Origin of the sequence: Neorhizobium huautlense, assembly GCF_002968575.1 — a bacterium.
GTDB classification, from domain to species: Bacteria; Pseudomonadota; Alphaproteobacteria; order Rhizobiales; family Rhizobiaceae; genus Neorhizobium; species Neorhizobium huautlense.
The window spans coordinates 333,475-352,278 of record NZ_PVBM01000001.1 but is presented as its reverse complement, the minus strand read 5'-3'; the positions used below and the strand labels follow the sequence as shown (position 1 = coordinate 352,278).

At 60.0% G+C, this 18,804-nt stretch carries 20 protein-coding genes; 10 read left to right on the top strand and 10 right to left on the bottom strand.

Translation table 11 applies throughout. From position 1 onward, the window contains the following. Positions 1-14: 14 nt before the first annotated feature. The 4 genes from C5L12_RS01630 to C5L12_RS01615 form a co-directional block, all read right to left on the bottom strand. The gene (locus C5L12_RS01630) at positions 15-1,241 is read right to left on the bottom strand and encodes a PQQ-dependent sugar dehydrogenase (RefSeq protein ID WP_105370256.1); all 1,227 of its coding nucleotides are present in this window, start codon (positions 1,239-1,241) and stop codon (positions 15-17) included. Positions 1,242-1,465: 224 nt separating this feature from the next. After that, positions 1,466-1,915 (bottom strand): DUF3597 domain-containing protein, encoded by a 450-nt coding sequence (locus tag C5L12_RS01625; protein ID WP_105370255.1) that lies wholly within the window; start codon positions 1,913-1,915, stop codon positions 1,466-1,468. A gap of 107 nt (positions 1,916-2,022) precedes the next feature. After that, positions 2,023-3,138, bottom strand: a complete 1,116-nt coding sequence (locus tag C5L12_RS01620; RefSeq protein WP_105370254.1) for a 5-methyltetrahydropteroyltriglutamate--homocysteine S-methyltransferase — start codon at positions 3,136-3,138, stop codon at positions 2,023-2,025. A 160-nt stretch (positions 3,139-3,298) separates the two neighbouring features. After that, entirely contained in the window at positions 3,299-4,402 is a 1,104-nt protein-coding gene (locus tag C5L12_RS01615; protein WP_105370253.1) for a calcium:cation antiporter, read from the bottom strand. 217 nt (positions 4,403-4,619) lie between these two features. On the opposite strand from C5L12_RS01615, the gene C5L12_RS01610 reads away from it, so the two are divergent. Together C5L12_RS01610 and C5L12_RS01605 are read left to right on the top strand one after the other, a co-directional pair. After that, positions 4,620-4,883 (top strand): DUF2188 domain-containing protein, encoded by a 264-nt coding sequence (locus C5L12_RS01610; protein WP_105370252.1) that lies wholly within the window; start codon positions 4,620-4,622, stop codon positions 4,881-4,883. A 269-nt stretch (positions 4,884-5,152) separates the two neighbouring features. After that, a complete protein-coding gene (locus C5L12_RS01605; protein ID WP_105370251.1) occupies positions 5,153-5,554 on the top strand; it encodes a VOC family protein in 402 nt (133 codons plus the stop codon). 120 nt (positions 5,555-5,674) lie between these two features. On the opposite strand, the gene C5L12_RS01600 is transcribed toward C5L12_RS01605, so the two are convergent. Further along, a complete protein-coding gene (locus tag C5L12_RS01600) occupies positions 5,675-6,796 on the bottom strand; it encodes an alkene reductase (protein WP_105370250.1) in 1,122 nt (373 codons plus the stop codon). Positions 6,797-6,836: 40 nt separating this feature from the next. Continuing rightward, on the bottom strand, positions 6,837-7,133 hold the full coding sequence (locus C5L12_RS01595) for an ArsR/SmtB family transcription factor (RefSeq protein ID WP_105370249.1): 297 nt from the start codon (positions 7,131-7,133) through the stop codon (positions 6,837-6,839). 57 nt (positions 7,134-7,190) lie between these two features. Between C5L12_RS01595 and C5L12_RS28020 the strand changes: the two genes are divergently transcribed. Beyond that, positions 7,191-7,616, top strand: a complete 426-nt coding sequence (locus C5L12_RS28020) for a hypothetical protein (RefSeq protein ID WP_112823769.1) — start codon at positions 7,191-7,193, stop codon at positions 7,614-7,616. A gap of 112 nt (positions 7,617-7,728) precedes the next feature. Here C5L12_RS28020 and C5L12_RS01590 read toward each other — a convergent pair whose 3' ends face one another. Continuing rightward, positions 7,729-8,625: a LysR family transcriptional regulator VtlR gene (locus tag C5L12_RS01590; protein ID WP_162711247.1), complete on the bottom strand. Its 897-nt coding sequence runs from the start codon at positions 8,623-8,625 to the stop codon at positions 7,729-7,731. 15 nt (positions 8,626-8,640) lie between these two features. Continuing rightward, on the bottom strand, positions 8,641-9,615 hold the full coding sequence (gene trxB, locus C5L12_RS01585) for a thioredoxin-disulfide reductase (RefSeq protein ID WP_105370247.1): 975 nt from the start codon (positions 9,613-9,615) through the stop codon (positions 8,641-8,643). A 217-nt stretch (positions 9,616-9,832) separates the two neighbouring features. Here trxB and C5L12_RS01580 point away from each other — a divergent pair, with 217 nt between their 5' ends. Genes C5L12_RS01580 through C5L12_RS01560 form a run of 5 tightly spaced genes read left to right on the top strand, consistent with a single transcriptional unit; the run spans position 9,833 to position 14,269 of the window. Beyond that, entirely contained in the window at positions 9,833-10,300 is a 468-nt protein-coding gene (locus tag C5L12_RS01580; RefSeq protein WP_105370246.1) for an Lrp/AsnC family transcriptional regulator, read from the top strand. A gap of 43 nt (positions 10,301-10,343) precedes the next feature. Next, positions 10,344-11,405, top strand: a complete 1,062-nt coding sequence (locus C5L12_RS01575; RefSeq protein ID WP_105370245.1) for a glycosyltransferase family 2 protein — start codon at positions 10,344-10,346, stop codon at positions 11,403-11,405. Then, entirely contained in the window at positions 11,398-12,207 is an 810-nt protein-coding gene (locus C5L12_RS01570; protein ID WP_105370363.1) for a glycosyltransferase family 2 protein, read from the top strand. Before C5L12_RS01575 ends, C5L12_RS01570 begins: the two co-directional genes overlap by 8 nt. Before the next feature lie 11 nt (positions 12,208-12,218). Further along, complete coding sequence (locus tag C5L12_RS01565; protein ID WP_105370244.1) at positions 12,219-13,250, top strand: glycosyltransferase; 1,032 nt, start codon at positions 12,219-12,221, stop codon at positions 13,248-13,250. Continuing rightward, positions 13,247-14,269, top strand: coding sequence for a glycosyltransferase (locus C5L12_RS01560; protein ID WP_105370243.1), 1,023 nt, complete (start codon positions 13,247-13,249; stop codon positions 14,267-14,269). The genes C5L12_RS01565 and C5L12_RS01560 overlap by 4 nt, the downstream gene beginning before the upstream one ends. On the opposite strand, the gene C5L12_RS01555 is transcribed toward C5L12_RS01560, so the two are convergent. After that, positions 14,253-15,311 carry a glycosyltransferase family 4 protein gene (locus C5L12_RS01555; protein WP_105370362.1) on the bottom strand — a complete coding sequence of 353 codons (1,059 nt, stop codon included), beginning with the start codon at positions 15,309-15,311 and terminating at the stop codon, positions 14,253-14,255. The genes C5L12_RS01560 and C5L12_RS01555 overlap by 17 nt on opposite strands. A 30-nt stretch (positions 15,312-15,341) precedes the next feature. Next, positions 15,342-15,818, bottom strand: a complete 477-nt coding sequence (gene greA / locus C5L12_RS01550) for a transcription elongation factor GreA (RefSeq protein WP_105370242.1) — start codon at positions 15,816-15,818, stop codon at positions 15,342-15,344. Positions 15,819-16,058: 240 nt separating this feature from the next. On the opposite strand from greA, the gene C5L12_RS01545 reads away from it, so the two are divergent. Next, on the top strand, positions 16,059-17,291 hold the full coding sequence (locus C5L12_RS01545; protein WP_105370241.1) for a putative DNA modification/repair radical SAM protein: 1,233 nt from the start codon (positions 16,059-16,061) through the stop codon (positions 17,289-17,291). After that, a complete protein-coding gene (locus C5L12_RS01540; RefSeq protein WP_170109036.1) occupies positions 17,291-18,781 on the top strand; it encodes a UdgX family uracil-DNA binding protein in 1,491 nt (496 codons plus the stop codon). Before C5L12_RS01545 ends, C5L12_RS01540 begins: the two co-directional genes overlap by 1 nt. Positions 18,782-18,804 lie beyond the last annotated feature (23 nt).

The following is an 18,804-nucleotide window of genomic DNA, read 5'->3' as shown; positions in this document are numbered from 1 at the left end:
CCTGCCGAAACGCTTCAGCCTTTCGTCAACCGCAGGATGGTCGACTTCCCGCCACCGCGCTGTTCGGTGACGGCATAGACGGCGCCGTCGGGTCCGACCTTCACATCGCGGATACGTGCTTTCAGGGGCACGCGCTCCTCGGAAGCCACCTTGTCGCCGTCCATGTGGAGGACGACGATCCCTTGCGAGACAAGGCCGCCGACCAGGAATGAGCCTTTCCATTCCGGTATGGCGTCGGCATTGTAATAGGCCATGCCGGAGGGCGCGATGACCGGATCCCAGTAATAGACCGGCTGTTCGGTTTCGGCGTTCTGCGTAATCCCTTTACCGACCGGATCACCGCTATATTCGATGCCGTAGGTCACTTCCGGCCAACCGTAGTTTTTGCCCGCTTCGGGCCGGTTCAATTCATCGCCGCCGCGAGGCCCATGCTCGACAGTCCATAAACGGCCCTGTCCATCGACGGTTGCCGACTGCAGGTTCCGGTGCCCGAGGCTCCAGATTTCCGGCTGGGCCCCTTGCCGATTGACAAAGGGGTTGTCGGCCAGCGCCTTGCCATTGGTGTCGATGCGGAAGATCTTTCCCAGGCCGCTGTTCAGATCCTGGGCCTGCACGCGGGGCTCGGGATCGGAGCGTTCGCCGACGGTCACGTAGAGTTCGTTCCTGGGGCCGAACGTCAAACGGGAGCCGAAATGATTGTTGCCGTCATAGCTCGGCATCTGGCGGAAGATGACCTTGACGTTCTCCAGCTTTCCGCCGCCGCGGTCGTCCGGGACGAGCTTGGCGGAGGCGACGGAAGTGCCGTTGCCCTGGTCTCGCTGCTCGGAGAAGGAAAAGAGGATCAGGCCCGAGGTCGCGAAATCGGGGGCAAGAGCGACATCCAATAGTCCACCTTGCCCGCGGGCGAGGACATCGGGAACACCCTCGATTTCAGGTCCCGCTTCACCTTCAGCAGAGACGATATGCATGGCGCCGGCCTTTGCCGTCACCAGCATGCGGCCATCGGGCAGGAATTCCATCGACCAGAGGTGCGGCAGGTCCTCGGCGACGGCTTCGGCTTTGATCTCCGGCATCCGGTCCGGCTGTGGGGCGCGTGTCTGTCCGGTAAACGCCGGCTTCTGGTCCGGCGCATTCGGTCGCTTGGTCTCGGCTGAGCGACCTTGCGTCTGTGCGGCCAGCGGGCTGACCATCAAGACAGCGGAGAGCATGGACCCGGTCACAAGTAAGGCAAGGCGTTTCATTTCAAAACTCCTGGATGCGCGGCCGGAGAGCCGCAAAAGCTTCTCATCTCTGCGCGGCGTGCAGCTCGCGGCATAGTCGTGATCGCTTCAATCTAGGGCGTTCGTTGCGAATGGCCTTACACGCGGCATTCAAGATTATTTTATCGACGCTGCGGAGCGTCCCAGGAGGCACCCGGGGCGCTCAACGCTGGCGGCTTTCGCCTGCCGCGTCGCCTGTCGAACACTCAGTCCATCAGTTCAGCGGGAACCTTGCCGCCGTTTTCGCTCAGCCTCTTCATCAGTGCCTTGTGCAGCCACATGTTCATTTCGGCCGAGCCGTCTTTTTCACCGGTATAGCCGAGCTCGTCAGCCAGTTCCTTGCGGGCAGAAAGGCTCGAATCCAGATCGAGCGCCTTCATCAAGTCGACGATGGATTTGCGCCAGTCGAGCTTCTGGCCGCTCTTCTTGACGGCGGCGTCCAGGATCGGCGTGATGTCCACGGGACCGGCGGATGGGGCAGCGTTTGGTGCCGGGGTGGTTGTGGGCGAGGGGTTGGCCGAAGGCGTTGCCGCTGAGGGGGCGGAGGTTGCCGTTGGTGCCGCCGAGGCCTGGGTGGCCACGGCAGGTTTCGGGGTGGCGGCCTGAGCCTGTCCGCTACCGAAAATCGCGTTCTTGATTTTGTCGAAGATACCCATTTTCGTCTCCCTGCAAATGCGTTTGCCGGAAGGACATCGGGCGCGATCGGCAATTCTCAAGAGCGCGGCCGCAGGCAAAGCAAATTTCCTGCGGCCGCCGGATTGGATCAGGCCGTACCCCAGATCGCCTCTGCTGTCCTGACCACCAGTTCCAGCTTGCGCTTCTGGTCGTCTTCGGTGATCGAGTTGCCTTCTTCCGTGGAAGCGAAGCCGCATTGCGGCGCGATGCCGAGCTGGTCGATATCGGCATATTTCGCGGCTTCGTCGAAGTGGCGGCGCAGCGAATCCAGGCTTTCCAGTTCACCGGTCTTGGTGGTGATGAAGCCCGGATAAACGCGCTGCTTGCCCTTTTGAAGGAGGCTCAACGGTTGGAGCCCGCCGGCGCGTTCGGTATCGTATTCCATGAAGAACATGTCGACGCCGGTGTGGTTGAAGATCGCATTGGCTGCCGCATCATAGCCGCCTTCGGCAGCCCAGGTGGAGCGGAAGTTGCCGCGGCACATATGCATGCCGATTAGCATGTCCTTCGGGCGGTCCTTGATGGCCTCGTGCATCATCCAGGCGTATTTCCTGATCAGCCAATCCGGATCAAAACCTTCCTCGCGTTTCATGGCGCGCTGCTTTTCGTCGCCGAGATAGGCGAAATAGATGTCGTCCATCTGCAGGTAACGGCAGCCGGCCTCGTAGAATTTCTGCACCGCCTTGGCGTAGGTCCTCGCGAGATCGGCAAACAGCGCCTCGACGTCCTGATATTCGGCCGGATAGATATCGGCCTTCGCCGTACGGTAATGCGCGACACTTGGGCCGGGAATGGAGATCTTCGGCGTCACATTGGTGACCGAAGCCAGGTATTTGAAGTGTTCGAGATGCGGATGATCGTCCGGGAAGTCGAGCCGACCGGTGATGGTCGGGAAGGTTGGGGGAAGTTTGACTCCGTGGAAGGTGACGCCCTTGTGGGCTTCGCGGGTGACGAATTCCATGCCATCCAGCTCACCCAGAAAATCGTAGTGCCAGAAGTGGCGGCGCGCTTCGCCGTCGGTCACGACCTTGAGGCCGACGTTCTCCTGCAGCTTGACCAGGTCCTTGATCGCCTCGTCCTCGACCGCCTGGAGTTCGGATGCCGGAATGCTTTTTTCCTCGTAGAACTTCTTGCGGGCTTCCTTGACAGAAGCGGGGCGCAACAGCGACCCGACGTGATCGGCTCTGTAGGGTGGTGTCGACATGAGGTTCCTCCACTGGAATAGAACGAAGGCTCGAAGAATCCTTCCGAATGCCTGACTTTATACTCGCCGCCCGCCCTCCGAGGCAAATGGAGAAACGGGTTGAAGAGGTTTTCAATGTGATTCCGGACTGGGTGGCAAGTATTTGGCGGAAATGGCTTTTCTACAGGCCCAGAAGGGTCAGCATGATGAACGTGGCGAACAGAACGAAGTGGGTCATGCCTTCGATGGCATTGGTCTGGCCGTCGTTCAAGTTGATGGCTGCCACGACCAGCGTGATCACCACCATCACGGTCTGAACCGGCGTCATCGCCATGATGAAGGGCTGTCCTGTATACAATGCAATACCCTCCATGACCGGCACGGTCAGGATCACGGTGGACAGCGAAGCGCCCATGGCGATGTTGACGACCGATTGCATGCGGTTTTTCAGTGCCGCCCGCAAGGCAGTCAGGATTTCGGGGGCGGCCGAGATGACCGCCACGGTGACCGCCATCAGCGCCGGCGGCGCGCCACTGCCTTCTAGACCGGTATTGAGGAAGGCCGACATGAACTCGGCGAGGAAACCGATGATCAGGACGCCCGCGAGGATGACGGCGATCGAGAGCGCCGAGGATTCCTTTTCGGCTTCTTCGTGGGGCGTCGGTTTGCCAGATGGCTGGCCGGATCGGGGATAGCTGTAACTGAAGAAATAGCTGTGCGTGCCGACCTGCATGCGCAGGAAAAGGGTGTAGAGGGCGATCATCGCGCCGATGGTGAAGGCTGAATAATAATGCCATTTGGCCGCGGGAATGAATTCCGGCACCATCATGGATATGCCCATGGCCGTCAGGATCATGACGCTGTAGGTGCGGCTGGAATCGTCGTTGTAGGGCTGTTCCCCGTGCCGCAGCCCTCCAAGCAAAGCAGCGAGTCCCAAGATGCCGTTGATGTCGAGCATGACGGCCGAATAGATCGTGTCCCTGACCAGCGTGGGAGATGTGGTGGTCCTCATCATGATGGCGAGGATCAGAACCTCCACGGCGACTGCCGAAAGGGTCAGGATCATCGTGCCGTATGGATCGCCGACCTTGTGAGCAAGGATTTCCGCGTGATGAGCGACACGTGTGGAGGCGAGTATGATGACGCAGATCAGTGCGGCCGCTGCAATCACGGACGCCGTCTTGCCAGCCTCCAGGATGGCGTGTTCGGTCAAAAAGCTTATCCCGACTGCCGCGAGAGCAATGACAAGAAATTTTTCCTGCTTCACGAGAGAGGGCAATGCCACTGGAGGCTCCTGCTGTTGGTTTTGGCGAACTTAATGCCGCCGGGAGCCGCATCAAGGGCGCCGTTCTCCATTCACGGTTTGCGGCAGGCGCGTTTTGATGACATAATTTCGTCGTGGCCTGGAACTTCGCGGCACCCTTTTCGCTTTCCCACCCCGATGCCGCGGCCGGACCTGGTTCCGGAAGGAACAATGCGGCCACAAGGAACACGGAGGGAGTATGACCAAGGTTGTCTACAAAGTCGTGCAGCACGATGGTGGCTGGGCCTACCGTCTGGGTGACGTCTATTCGGAAACTTTTCCTACTCATTCCGATGCCCTGCAGGCGGCGCGCATCGTCGCGGCCGAGCAGCAGATAGGAGGCGAGCCGGAAGAAATCAGCTGGCAGGACGAAAAAGGCGTCTGGCATACCGAATATAGCGATGGGGGCGACCGCCCCGAGGCGGAAGTGGTGGATGGCGACGAAGGCGCCGACGCCCGGTAGATCTCAGCCGCGGACGTATTCCAACAAGCCGCGGTCGAGCGCGTGGAATGCGACGCGCCAGCGCGGGGAGGACTTTCAGGTTCTCGTGCATCGCCACCCAGGTATCACGCCTCAATTCGAAGACCTGAGGAAGAAGGCGCACAAGCTCCGGATTTCGCGCCGCGACGCCGACCTGCCAGATGTCTCATGTCCCTTTGAGATGTGGGATCAGATCCGGCGCCGCTCGCGGTTTCCGCGAACACGGTCTTGAATGTCATGGCAGGAATTCGATGCGTTTCGTCAATCCCATCCCTTTCGTCCGCGACATCGATCGCTCCAGGGAATTCTACCGGAAAATACTGGGCCTGGAGATCCTGGAGGATTTCGGAAACTTTGTCCTGTTCGAGACAGGCTTTGCCATCCACGAGGGGCGTTCGCTCGAGCAGACGATCTGGGGACAAGCATCCGTCACCAAGGAACCCTATGGCCGCGGGAATTTGCTGCTGTATTTCGAGCACGAGGATATTGAAGCGGCCTTCGAAAACGTCGCCCCGCACGTGGAGCTGATACATCCCATAGTGCGGCAGGCATGGGGACAGCGCGTCTTCCGTTTTTACGATCCGGACGGGCACGCGGTCGAGATCGGGGAGCCGCAGGAGCCTGGATCTCAAGGCAAGTCTTCCCACTCTTAAATTCGCAAGCAGCAAAGAAAATCGGCCGTAGAGCTATGAAACTCTGCGACCGATTTAGGGGCGGGGAGGTGTTTAACGGCAGTCAGGGGGTGTGATGCTTATCAGCCCCTTCTCCCCACGTCAGGCGACTGCTTCGAGTGCCGGGTAGTCCGTGTAGCCCTTGGCGCCGCCGCCGTAGAAGGTGGACTTGTCGGCTTCGTTGAGCGGCGCATTGTCCTTGAAGCGCTGCACGAGATCGGGATTGGCGATGAAGAGCTTGCCGAAGGCCACCGCATCGGCATAACCGCTCTCGACAACCGTCTTGGCGCTTTCGCGATCATAGCCATTGTTGACCAGCCAGCCGCCGGTGCCGCCGGCGTTGCGATAGGCGGCCTTCATCTCCTGATAGTCGAAGGGCTTGTCACCCTGGAAGAAATTCCGGTCTCCGCCGGTCGCACCTTCGATCACATGAATGAAGGAAAGGCCGCGGGAGCCCAGCTGCCTGGCCACATAGTTGAAGAGCGGCTGCGGGTCCGTTTCGACAATGCCGTTGGCGGGGGTGACAGGCGACAGGCGGATGCCAACGCGACCGGCGCCGATTTCCTTGGCAACCGCGTCGACCACCTCAAGGAGGAAGCGGGCACGGTTTTCGATCGACCCGCCGTATTCGTCGGTGCGTTGATTGGCGCCGGACTTCAGGAATTGGTCGATCAGGTAGCCGTTGGCACCGTGGATTTCGACGCCGTCGAAGCCGGCGTCGATCGCGGCGCGTGCCCCCTTGCGGAAGTCTTCAACGATGCCGGGGATTTCGGACAGTTCTAGCGCCCGGGGATCGGACGTGTCGACGAATGCGCCGCTGCCGTCCGGATTGATGATATAGGTCTTGCTTCCCGCAGGGATGGCGGACGGTGCGACCGGAGCGCCGCCGTTCGGCTGAAGCGAGGTGTGCGAGACGCGGCCCACATGCCAGATCTGGGTAACGATCTTGCCGCCCTTGCGATGCACTGCATCGGTGACCTTCTTCCATCCATCGATCGCCTGCGACAGGTAAAGGCCGGGCACATCCGCGTAACCCTGACCCTGCTGACTTACCGGGGTGCCCTCGGTGATGATCAGACCCGCTGCGGCGCGTTGTTCGTAATAGGTAACATTGAGGTCGTTCGGAACCGCCTTGGGTGAACGGTTGCGGGTCAGGGGCGCCATCACGATGCGGTTGGCAAGTTGAATATCGCCGAAGGCGGTCGGATCAAAAAGCTTGGCCATTAGAAATTCCTTTGTCTGCAGTTGGGAGAAGTGAGCCGGGTCAGAGCGTCGACCGGAGCTCGTTGAGGAAGGCTGCAATGGTATCCTCATTGCGGTGATAGAACGCCCATTGGCCGACGCGATTGATCTTGAGCAATCCGGCCCTTTCGAGCGTCGAAAGATGGGCCGAGACCGTGGACTGGGAGAGGCCGCAGCGTTTTTCGAACTGGTTGGCGCAGATCCCCATACTCAGCGGGTGCACCTGGTCGCAGAAATTAAGCTCCGGCTCCTTCATCCATTCCAGAAATTCGATCCGGGTCGGATGCGCGAGGGCTTTGAGGATTTCCGTCTTGTCCATTGTCGATCTCGTATCGGTCATGAACGATATATAGATCGTCAGACGACGATATAAAGGATGAGCGTTTCAAAGGAGTGGGATTTTTTAAAAAAAATGGGCCGCCGGATTTCTCCAGGGCCCGTCAGTTGTGAAGGTCAAAACCTCCAGAGGGGAACAGCTGGCGCGGACGACGGGGAGGTCGCCGATGGCGTCAGCTGTCAGCTATATGGGGAGGTGATATCGGCTCGACAAGATGCAATCTTCGGTTTTGGAGAGAAGTTTTTGTCGGTGGCGTCTTGCCGAGCTCACGGCGCTGCCGGGCAAAAAAAGAGGGCCACCGGATCGCTCCAGGGCCCTATAAGTGTGAAGGTCAAAAACCTCCAGAGGGGAACAGCTGCTGCGGTGGAACTGGGAGGAAAAGCCACCATGTGCATCAGCTGTGTGCGATATGGTGGTTTTTTGTGCAGTGAACAATGCTCTTTTGTGCAGGTCAGCCATGCGTGATGCGCATCACTTACGGCGACATGGAGCAACCTCCACATATCTGGCTGCCGTATATACCTGAAATCCCTGGGGGATAAGCCGCTTTACCGCCTCGCACGGAAGTGCGACGAAATCAGAAATTCCAGTTTCGCGCCTTGCCTACGATGAAATCGCGGAAGACTTTGAGCTTCGCAGCGTTCTTCATTTCGTCGGGATAGCAGAAGTAGGTGTCGAAAGAGGGGATGTCGGCGTTGATCGCGAGTTGAATGAGGCCGGGATCGCGCCCGACGATGTAGTCGGGAAGGCAAGCTATACCGATGCCGAGCAGACAGGCGCGCTTGATCGAAGTCTGGCTGTTGATCTGAAGATGCGGCGTGCGGCTGTTGTCGGACGAGCGACCGGCATATTCCAGCCAGTTCACGTCGAGCAGGTAGCTCGGCGCCGGTTCGCCAAACGTGATGATCCGATGCGTGTCGAGGTCCTCAACCGACTGCGGTTCGCCATAGCGGTTGATATAGGAGGGGGCCGCGTAGACGTGCATATGGACTGTGAACAGCTTGCGCTGGATCAGGTCGGACTGTTGCGGCTGGCGCAGGCGAATGGCGCAGTCCGCGTGGCGCATGTTCACGTCCACTTCCTCGTTGTCGAGGATGAGCTGGATCGACATTTCGGGATAAAGCTGCAGAAACTCCTGCACCTTGTCGGTGAGCCAGCCCTGGCCAAGGCCGACCGTCGTCGTGACGCGCAGCTTGCCGGACGGTTTTTCCGTCGTCTCGGTCAGCTGCATCTTCACCGTTTCGAGCTTCAGGAGAACGTCATGGGCGGTGCGGTAGAGGAGTTCGCCCTGTTCGGTGAGGATCAGGCCGCGCGCATGCCGGTGAAACAGCTTGACACCGACATCCTGCTCAAGCGCGCTGACCTGGCGGCTGATGGCCGACTGGGAAAGGTGGAGTTTGTCCGCCGCATGGGTGAAGGAGCCTGCCTCCGCCGCCGCATGAAAAATTCGCAACTTGTCCCAGTCGAGCGGCACACCCATGTTTCAATGTCACTCCGCGGCCACGGCCACCGGCAGAATGCCGGCAAGGTAACGTTCGGCCTCGAGTGCGGCCATGCAGCCCATGCCCGCGGCGGTGATCGCCTGGCGGAAGGTGTCGTCGGTCACGTCGCCGGCGGCGAAGACCCCCGGCACGTCGGTCGCCGTCGAGTCCGGTGCGGTCCAAAGGTAGCCGTTCGGCTTCATCTTCAGCTTGCCCTTGAAAAGTTCGGTCGCGGGCGCATGGCCGATCGCCACGAAGACACCGTGGATCGGAAAGTCTGTGATGGCGCCGGTCAGGGTATTGCGCAGCTTCACTCCTTCGACAGACGGCGGCATCGGAGGCTTGGCGGGCTTGCCGGTGATCTCGGCGATTTCCGTGTTCCAGAGCACGCTGACATTCGGGCGCTGGAAGAGGCGTTCCTGCAGGATCTTCTCCGAGCGGAACGAGTCGCGGCGATGAACCACGGTGACGGACTTGGCGATGTTAGAGAGATACAGTGCCTCTTCCACGGCGGAATTGCCGCCGCCGACCACGATCACGTCCCTGTTGCGATAGAAGAAGCCGTCGCAGGTGGCGCAGGCGGACACGCCGAAGCCCTGGAAATGCTGCTCGCTTTCGATGCCCAGCCATTTGGCTTTGGCACCAGTGGAAATGATGATCGTCTCCGCCGTCCAGACGGCACCGGAATCGGTGCGCACGGTGAAGGGGCGACGGTCGAGATCGACCTCGGTCACCAAATCGTTGACGATTTCGGCGCCCACATGGGTCGCCTGTTTCAGCATCTGCTCCATGAGCCAGGGCCCTTGGATCGGATCACCGAAACCGGGATAATTTTCCACATCGGTGGTGATCATCAACTGGCCACCCTGTTCCATGCCGGCGATCAGCACCGGCTTCAGCATGGCGCGGGCGGCGTAGATTGCGGCGGTGTAGCCGGCCGGGCCGGAACCGATGATCAGGACCTCGGTGTGACGGGCGGACATATGTGCTTCCTTTCAAAGACCGATCGACTCGTATTTTATTGCCCCTCATATAGGGGGTCGATTTCCGGTCTGCCGCTTTCAAAATGCCATGTAAGGTCGATCCATGCAGCAATGCAAGGGCAGCCTTGCGTTAATAACAGATCAGTTCGCATCGCGGCATGCTCCTTGCGTTAAATCCCGTTTTCGCTAAAAGCCTTGCCGAGAAAAGGGGAAAGCCGTGTTCCGCGCCGATCTGGACGCCATCGACATCAAGATCCTCAGGGAGCTCCAGCGTGACGGGAGAATGACGAATGTCGATCTCGCCGAACGCGTCGGCATTTCCGCGCCGCCCTGTCTGCGACGTGTCCGCAAGCTCGAGGAAGCGGGAATCATCGAAGGTTATCACGCGCTCCTCAACGGCCCGAAACTCGGCTTCGATCTGGTCGCCTTCTGCATGGTCGGCCTCAAGCGCCAGTCGGACGCGGATTTGAAGGGCTTTGCTTCCAAGGTGCAGCAATGGCCGCTGGTGCGCGAGGCTTGGATGGTCAACGGGGACAGCGATTTCCTGCTGCGTTGCGCGGCACAGAATCTGACCGTTTTCCAGGATTTCGTCATCGAAGTCCTGACTGCCGACGAGCATGTGGACACCGTTCGGACCATGCTGACGATCCGGCAGGTGAAGCAGCTCGGCCTGGTGGAGATCTAGCGGGTGCTGGCCCTGGCTGTCCGGATCTATGAAAGAGAGTCGAATGCCTGAGACGGTCTATCCAGCGCCGGGCATGAAAGGCCCGCTTTGGCGGCGTTCCCCGCTCGAGCGGCTGTTGACGTGGAACGGGACGAGGAGGTCGCGAAAGCGCATCGTTGCCCTGAGCAAGGCCAGTTCTCTGGGTCTGGCGTCGCCGCAGCAGTTGAGAGCGCTGGCCACGGACGACATGCCGCTGGTTTTCTTGTGCCGCAACGATCGCCGCCTGCTGCCGTCATTCTTCGCCCATTACCGCCGGCTCGGCGTCACGCGCTTCATATGTGTGGACGACCAATCCACCGACGGGACCGCCGAATATCTGGCCGCGCAGGCCGATACCGATCTCTGGGCTTCTCCGCTTCGCTACAAGGATGCCAGGCGCGGGAAAAGCTGGCGGGAGGAACTGTTTTCAATCTACGGCTTCGACCGCTGGTACCTGAACGTCGATTCGGACGAATTCCTGATCTACGACCGCTGTTTCGAGATGCCGCTGCCCAGGCTGATTGCGCGCCTGGAAGAGCGCGCCATCCGGCGGCTCGCGGCGCCGATGATCGACATGTATCCCTCAAGCGACATTTCGGCCGCCGAATTTACCGGCGAGGAGGGACAGATGCCATGGCAGGTCGCGGACTGCTACGACCGCGACGGATATACGGTCGTCAGGAACGCCCGTTTCCAGCGCATCCGCGGCGGGGCGCGAAAACGCCTGTTCGGTTCCAATGTGGACCTGATGAAATATCCGCTGATGTTCTGGGACAAGGAATGTTCGCTCGGGGAGAACATCCATCAGCCTTTGCCCTACCAGCGCAATTTTTCCCCTATCTTCGGTGTCCTGCTGCATTTTAAGTTTTTCTCCGACTATCAGGAGCGCGTGCAGGAGGCGATCTCGAGCGGGCAGCACTTCGGTGGCGCCCAGGAATACGTGAAGATCATGCAGAAGATTTCTGCCGATCGCGAAATCGAGTTCGGCTATTCGGGAAGCGCGCACTTCCGCGACCCCGGCCAATTTGTCGAGCAGGGGTTTGCGGCGTCTCCCTTCGAACCGTCCGATGGCCCCCGCCATGGCTAAGCTTCCCATATCGGCTTTCATCATCTGCCAGGACGAGGAACGCTATCTCGGCAACTGCATCGAGAGCCTTGCCGACTTTTCCGACATCGTCATCGTCGATTCAGGGTCGTCCGACGGCACGATCCGTCTCGTCCAGTCCTATATCGACAACGGGTGGCCGATCAGGCTCTTTCACGAGCGATGGCGCGGTTACGCGGCCCAGAAGCAGTTTGCCCTGGAGCTTTGCCGGGAAAACTGGTGCTTCAGCATCGATGCCGACGAGCGCCTCGATCAGCCATTGCGGAAACTTCTTCCGGAGATGATCGCGGCGGATGAGGATGTGGTCGGCTGGAGGATGGCGCGGCGCCCCTATCTGATCGGCTACGGTTATACGCCGGAGCGGGTGAGAGAACGCAAGATCCTGAGGTTGATCCGAAAGGGCAAGGGAGCGTTCGACCTGACGCAGGCGGTACACGAGGGTATCGTTCCCGAGGGGCGGGTGGAGAAAACGAACGCGGGCAGCCTGCTGCACTACCGGCCGATCGTCATCGACGAACAAATTCTCAAGGAAAACAAATATTCGACGCTCAAGGCGGACCAGAAATTTGCAGCGGGCAAGAAACCAAAGCCGGTCAAGCTGCTCGTCTCGCCGTTGCTTTACTTCTACCGGCTGTATCTGAGAAACGGGCTCTGGCGCTGCGGGGCGCCCGGGTTCATCGAGGCGACGACGGTCGCCGTCTACGCGTTTCTCACCGAAGCCAAACTATACCAGCGTCAGGCGCTCAAAGAGCGGCCGAACAGGGACGACGCGCCGACGCGTTGATGGAGAAATCTATGAAGGTCCTGCACATCCATTTCGGGAAAGAAGGCGGTGCGGAACGGTTCCTGGTCAATCTCGCCCATTCGCTTCACGGCCGTGGCGTCGAACAGCGGATGCTGATCCGACCCGACCGGACCTGGAAAGAAGAAATCGGCCGGTACGGACAGGTCTACGAGGGCATCTTCCGGCGGTATTCGCCGTCCCGTTTCCTCTTTGCTGCCCGGCTTAGGCTGATCCTCAGGGATTTCCAGCCGGATGTCATCCTGGCATGGCAGATGCGTGCGAGCCGTGCCTTGCCGAACTACAAGAAAGCCAGGCGGATATCCCGCCTCGGCGACTACCCGCACCATCTGAACTACTACCGCAACGCCGAGATCCTTGTCTGCAACACGCCGGACATTGCCCGTAAGGTCGGCGAACTCGGCTGGCAACGCGGGTTGGAGGTAATCACCAACTTCACCTATTCGCTTCCTGGCCCGGTGGTCTCCCGTGAGGCGCTCCAGACGCCAGACGACGCCTTTGTGGTGGTCGGCATGGGACGGTTTGTTCGCCGAAAAGGGTTTCACACGCTCGTTCAGGCCATGGCGAAGGTGGAAAACGCCTATCTCTGGCTCCTTGGCGAAGGCGTAGAGCGGGAGAACCTGGAACGTCAGGTGGATGAGCTCGGCATCAGGGATCGCGTCCGCTTCGCGGGCTGGCAGACGAATGTCTATTCCTTCCTGGCCGCCGCCGATGTGCTTGCCGTGCCGTCGACGCACGAGCCGCTGGGCAATGTGTGCCTGGAGGGCTGGTGTGCTGAGAAACCGATCGTCTCCACGCGGTCGGAAGGTCCTTCCTGGATGATGAGCGACGAAAAGGACGGCCTTTTGGTGGATTGCGAGAATTTCGAAGCGCTGGCAGCGGCGATCCGGCGCATCAGGGACGATCCTGCGCTCAGGCAGCGTCTGGTGGAAGGCGGGCGGCAGACCATGCGGGAGCGGTTTTCCGAAGAGGCGGTCACCGACGCTTATCTGCGCTTGTTTGAAACGGGCACCAGCAAGCCATGAGGATCCACCACTACCATTTCGGCAAGGAAGGCGGCCTCGAGCGTTTCTTCACGCACCTCGCCAACGCGCTGGCCCGCCGGGGCGTGGAGCAGCGGGCGATCATCCGGCCCGGGCGCAGCTGGCGCAAGGATATCGAAAACGTCGTCACGATCACGGAGAGCAATTTCCGCAACATCTCCCTCGACCGCTATCTGCTGCCCTTGAAGGCAAAGCGGCTTGCCGAGCGTGAGAAACCCGATGCGCTGATGGCTTGGGGCACCCGCGGCAGCGAACTCCTGCCGGCCTATCCCGGCTGCATCAAGATTTCGCGTCTTGGGGATTATCCGAAGAGGCTCAGCTATTTCCGCAATACGGATGTGATCGTCTGCCTGACGCCGGCAATGGCCGACCACGTGCGGGCCCTTGGCTGGACGCGCCGGATCGAGGTGATCGCCAATTTCACCAATACACAAGCCGTTGCCCCCATCGCGCGGTCCGTGGTGAATACGCCGGAAGGCGTTCCGCTTGTCATGGCCATGGGGCGTTTTGTGAAGCGGAAGGGTTTTCATACGCTGATCGAGGCGCTGGCGACCTTGCCGGATGTCTGGTTATGGCTAGCGGGCGAGGGCGAGGAAGGTGAGGCGCTCCAGGTGCTCGTGCGTGAGCGGGGAATGACCGAGCGGGTGCGTTTCCTCGGCTGGCAGACCGATACGCGGCCCTATGTCGCTGCGGCGGATGTCTTTGCCATGCCGTCCAGCCATGAACCGCTCGGCAATGTCATATTCGAGGTTTGGGCCCAGAAGCGGCCGATCGTCGCCACACGGGCGGAAGGACCGAGCTGGTGCATCCGCGACGGCGAAAGCGGTCTGCTGGTCGACATCGGCGACGCAGATGGCCTGGCTGGTGCCATTTCCCAGGTTCTCAGCGACGAGAAGCTTGCGGCCAGCCTGGTTGAGGGCGCCTCCAGGACGCTGGTTGAACGGTTTTCCGAAGAAGCGATTACCGATACCTATATCGAGCTTTTCAAGCAGAAGCCGTGATCCGGTAGATGTTGCCGAGGCGTTTTGCCTCGCCCTCGATGCTGAAATTTTCCAATGCATGAGCCCGCGAGCAGGCGGAGGCTGCATGTCTGCGGCTTTCGTCATCCATGAAGGAGACTGCGGCTTCGGTCATCGCATCGACACTGCCGCTTTCAACGATCACGCCGGTCTCCCGGTCTCCCGTCACCAGAAGCTCCGGAAAGGCGCCGACATCGGTGGCGATGACGGGCAGGGCGGTCGCCATGGCTTCGAGGGGCGTGAGCCCGAACCCTTCCCAGCGCTGCGGCGCGATGAAGAGGTCGAGCGCCCGATACCATTCGTTGATGTTGGTATGTTCGCCAACGAAGAGGATGCGGTCGGCAAGACCCGCGGCTGTCACTTTCGCCTTGAGGCCGCTTTCGAACTCCACATGAGGGCCGGTGGCGCGTCCCGCCACCACTGCCGCCCAATCGGGCCGCTCCGGCAATAGGCGGATCATCGAATCGACGAAAACATCCGTGCCCTTCTGGTGCCGCACACGTCCGAAGCAGCCGACGAATTTTCTGGTTGGGTCCAGTCCTCGGGCGCGTTTCGCCTCCGCCTTGTCGGCGGGCGGCGAGAAACGATCGGTATCGATGCCATGCAGGATCACCGTATTCGGTACGGCAAGATAGTCGGCCGTCTTGCTGCTGGTCGCGATCACGGCGTCCATCTTCGAGATCAGCCATTTGGTCCAGCCGGTATGGCGTCGCTGCGAGGCGGATGTGAAGACGATCTTCAGCGGCATGCGCAGCACATCCCGCATCAGGATGGCCGGCAGCATTTCGATATTGCGGCGCGCATGCCAGACGCGGCATCGCTTGCCGCGCGGGGGAATCCAGAACGCCCAGAGATCGCGGTAGCGGATATGCGGCAGATCGGCAGGCAATCCCGGACCGAGCGTTGCAACCTTCTGACCGAGCGATCTCTGTACGGGCACGAGCTGGATGATCGTCGAGGTGACGCCGGAGAGCCGCCGCTTGAAATTCGGCGCAACGACTTCGACGTCACGAATATCCACGATGGCGGGATCGCCATTTTTCCCCACGGACAATCAGCCCCAGGAGACGGACAGAATCTCGTAGGCCTTGGAACCGCCGGGCGCGACAACTTCGATCGACTCGCCGGCTTCCTTGCCGATCATCGCGCGGGCAATGGGGGAAGAGATGGAGATGCGCCCAGCCTTCACATCGGCTTCCTGGTCGCCGACGATCTGGTAGGTCTTTTCCTCGTCGGTATCTTCGTCGACGAGCTTGACGGTGGCGCCGAACTTGATCTTCGAGCCGGACATCTTGGTGAGGTCTATGATCTCGGCGCGCGCCGTCAGGTCCTCAAGCTCGGTGATCCGGCCTTCGTTGTGGCTTTGGGCCTCCTTGGCGGCGTGATATTCGGCATTTTCCGAGAGGTCGCCGTGGGCGCGGGCTTCCGCAATCGCCTCGATGATACGGGGACGCTCCTCCTGCTGGCGCCAGCGCAGTTCTTCCTGCAGCTTGGCAAAACCATTCGGCGTCATCGGTACCTTATCAACCATTTCACTGTCCTTCAGACTCATGTCCGCGGATGCCGCGGACACAAAAAGAAACAGGTTCCGGAGTAAAACTTCGGAACCATCGTAAGATCAAAATTTTGCTCACTATAACAGAACTTCGACAACCAAAGCTAGGATTTTCGAACCCTGTCGAGGCGAACGCAAGTCCGCTCATGAGATTCCAAGCTCATCGGTTTGTCAATGTCTTGACTTTCTAAAATAGAACAAATAGTGAACATAACGATGAAGAAGTCGCTCAAAGAACGGTTGGCAATACTTTCCGACGCCGCAAAATACGACGCTTCCTGCGCTTCGAGCGGAACGGTGAGGCGGGACTCCTCCTCTTCGGGAGGGCTTGGTTCTACGGAAGGTTCGGGGATCTGTCATGCCTATGCACCCGATGGCCGCTGCATTTCCCTTCTCAAGATCCTGCTTACGAATTTCTGCATCTATGACTGCGCCTATTGCGTCAATCGCTCCTCCAGCAATGTAGAAAGGGCTCGATTTACCCCGCAGGAGGTGATCTGGCTGACGCTGGAGTTCTACCGGCGAAATTATATCGAAGGCCTGTTCCTGTCTTCGGGAATCATCCGCTCCTCCGATCACACGATGGAAGAGATGGTGCTGATCGCCCGAGAATTGCGAACCACGCACAATTTCACGGGTTATATCCACCTGAAAACCATCCCGGAGGCGTCGGCACCTCTTATCGAGGAAGCCGGACTTTACGCCGACCGTTTGTCGATCAATATCGAGCTGCCCACCGACAAGGGAATTGCCAAGTTCGCGCCGGAAAAGCGGCCGGATGGCATCCGGCAGTCGATGGGCAAGCTCCGTCTCAAGATCGAGGAAATGGCGGAGCCGACGCTGCAATCCAAACGACGGAAGAAATTTGCGCCCGCCGGACAGAGCACGCAGATGATCGTGGGCGCCGATGGCACCAGCGATGCGACGATCCTTGGCACCAGCGCCCGGCTCTACGGAAGCTTTGGTCTGAAGCGGGTCTACTATTCTGCATTCAGCCCCATTCCTGATTCGTCCAGGAACCTGCCGCTGATCAAGCCGCCGCTGATGCGCGAGCATCGACTCTATCAGGCGGACTGGCTTTACCGCTTCTACGGGTTCGAGATCGGCGAGATCACTGCAAGCCAACCGGACGGCATGCTGGATCTTGATCTCGATCCCAAGCTTGCCTGGGCATTGGGACACCGGGAGCAGTTTCCCGTCGACGTGAACAGGGCAGACAAAGAGCGGCTGCTGCGGGTGCCGGGTTTCGGCACCAAGACCGTCAAGGGCGTTCTTTCGGCCCGTCGCTTCCGGCGGCTGAGGCTTGATGATCTCAAGCGGCTCGGCGTGTCGCTGAAGAAGGTCCAGCCGTTTATTACCTGCGAGGGCTGGACGCCGCATCGGCTTGTCGACCGGCCTGATCTTGCTGCCATGTTCCAGCCTAAACCGGAACAGCTCTCGCTTCTATGATGTACCGCTATTCGCTGAGAGGCAGGGGAGACCTTACCGAGTGGCGCGACGCGGCCCGAGCATATCTGATGGCGGGTATCGTCCCTGATGTCATCGAATGGCGGACCATGGACGATGCCGATGGTCTGTTCGGGTTTGACGACAACAACCTGCCGCCGCCTCATGAGGCGCATCCGCCGCTCTCCGTGCCGCCGTCCTTCATCCGGCTGGCGGGGGCAGTGATCTGTCATTCCGATCCGACACGTTTTGCTCTGCTCTACCGCTTGCTCTTTCGGTTGATGCATGGGCGGCATCTCCTGCAGATGGCATCCGATACCGACGTCGTCGCGGCGCAGCGCATGGCCAAGGCTGTCGGGCGGGACTACCACAAGATGACCGCTTTCGTTCGCTTCAAGGAGTTGCCGTTGCCGGCGGGGACTGCAGGACGCCGGCGATTCTTCTCCTGGTTCGAACCAGACCATTTCATCCTTGCGCGCGTAGCGCCTTTCTTCCAGCGCCGCTTCACGGACATGGATTGGCTGATTGCGACGCCGAAAGGCTCGGCCTCTTGGGACGGGGAGACTTTGAGGACCTGCGACGAGCCTGCGGAAAAACCTGATCTGAAGGATGAGACCGAGGATCTCTGGCGCACCTATTATGCATCCATCTTCAATCCGGCCCGGCTCAAGGTGAAGATGATGACAAAGGAGATGCCGAAGAAATACTGGAAGAACCTGCCGGAAGCTACGCTCATTCCGGATCTGATCGCGAATGCCGAAGCGAGCGTGATCGAGATGGGGAAAAGAGCGGCGAGTGAGCCGTTGCCCTTCCACCACCGCATCCAGGAGGCGGCAGCCAGGGCGCCGGTGCCGTCGGCCCCTGCTGCCGGCACTCTTTCGGCCCTCAAAGGGGAAGCACGGCACTGCACGCGCTGCGATATCCATTGTCTGGCAACCCAGACGGTTTTCGGGGATGGCCCAGCCGACGCCAGGGTGATGGTCGTTGGCGAACAACCCGGCGATCAGGAGGATCTTGCAGGCAAGCCGTTCGTGGGGCCGGCCGGAAAGCTCTTCAACGACACGCTTGCCGAAGCCGGCATCGACCGGTGTTCTCTTTATATTACCAACGCCGTCAAACACTTCAAATACGTGCCGCGGGGCAAACGGCGGATCCATCAGAAACCGAACATGGGCGAGATCAGGCAATGCCGCTGGTGGTTGATGCAGGAGCTCGAACTGGTGAAGCCGGAGGTCGTGGTGGCGATGGGCGCAACAGCCCTTTTTGCGTTGACCGATATGCGCCAGAAGCTCGAGGATGTGCGCGGAGAGCCCATGGCATTGGCTGATGGGCGCATACTCTTCGTGACCGTGCATCCAGCCTATCTTCTCCGGATTCCGGATGAGGCCCAGAGGATGAGAGAGCTGGACCGTTTCAGAAAAGATATGAATGCCGTCCAACGCCTTGTCAGAGCCCGTGCCCCTTATCGTTCCGGGCCGCCGAATGCCTCCTGAAAGGTTCGGCAAGTCGATCTTCC

Coding starts and splice junctions, on each gene's coding strand:
- C5L12_RS01600 (WP_105370250.1), bottom strand. CDS start 6,796: ATGGCCAAGCTTTTTGATCCGACCGCCTTCGGCGATATTCAACTTGCC.
- C5L12_RS01620 (WP_105370254.1), bottom strand. CDS start 3,138: ATGTCGACACCACCCTACAGAGCCGATCACGTCGGGTCGCTGTTGCGC.
- C5L12_RS28020 (WP_112823769.1), top strand. CDS start 7,191: ATGAGCGTTTCAAAGGAGTGGGATTTTTTAAAAAAAATGGGCCGCCGG.
- C5L12_RS01545 (WP_105370241.1), top strand. CDS start 16,059: ATGAAGAAGTCGCTCAAAGAACGGTTGGCAATACTTTCCGACGCCGCA.
- C5L12_RS01560 (WP_105370243.1), top strand. CDS start 13,247: ATGAGGATCCACCACTACCATTTCGGCAAGGAAGGCGGCCTCGAGCGT.
- C5L12_RS01565 (WP_105370244.1), top strand. CDS start 12,219: ATGAAGGTCCTGCACATCCATTTCGGGAAAGAAGGCGGTGCGGAACGG.
- C5L12_RS01570 (WP_105370363.1), top strand. CDS start 11,398: ATGGCTAAGCTTCCCATATCGGCTTTCATCATCTGCCAGGACGAGGAA.
- C5L12_RS01625 (WP_105370255.1), bottom strand. CDS start 1,915: ATGGGTATCTTCGACAAAATCAAGAACGCGATTTTCGGTAGCGGACAG.
- C5L12_RS01630 (WP_105370256.1), bottom strand. CDS start 1,241: ATGAAACGCCTTGCCTTACTTGTGACCGGGTCCATGCTCTCCGCTGTC.
- C5L12_RS01540 (WP_170109036.1), top strand. CDS start 17,291: ATGTACCGCTATTCGCTGAGAGGCAGGGGAGACCTTACCGAGTGGCGC.
- C5L12_RS01610 (WP_105370252.1), top strand. CDS start 4,620: ATGACCAAGGTTGTCTACAAAGTCGTGCAGCACGATGGTGGCTGGGCC.
- C5L12_RS01605 (WP_105370251.1), top strand. CDS start 5,153: ATGCGTTTCGTCAATCCCATCCCTTTCGTCCGCGACATCGATCGCTCC.
- greA (WP_105370242.1), bottom strand. CDS start 15,818: ATGGTTGATAAGGTACCGATGACGCCGAATGGTTTTGCCAAGCTGCAG.
- trxB (WP_105370247.1), bottom strand. CDS start 9,615: ATGTCCGCCCGTCACACCGAGGTCCTGATCATCGGTTCCGGCCCGGCC.
- C5L12_RS01575 (WP_105370245.1), top strand. CDS start 10,344: ATGCCTGAGACGGTCTATCCAGCGCCGGGCATGAAAGGCCCGCTTTGG.
- C5L12_RS01595 (WP_105370249.1), bottom strand. CDS start 7,133: ATGGACAAGACGGAAATCCTCAAAGCCCTCGCGCATCCGACCCGGATC.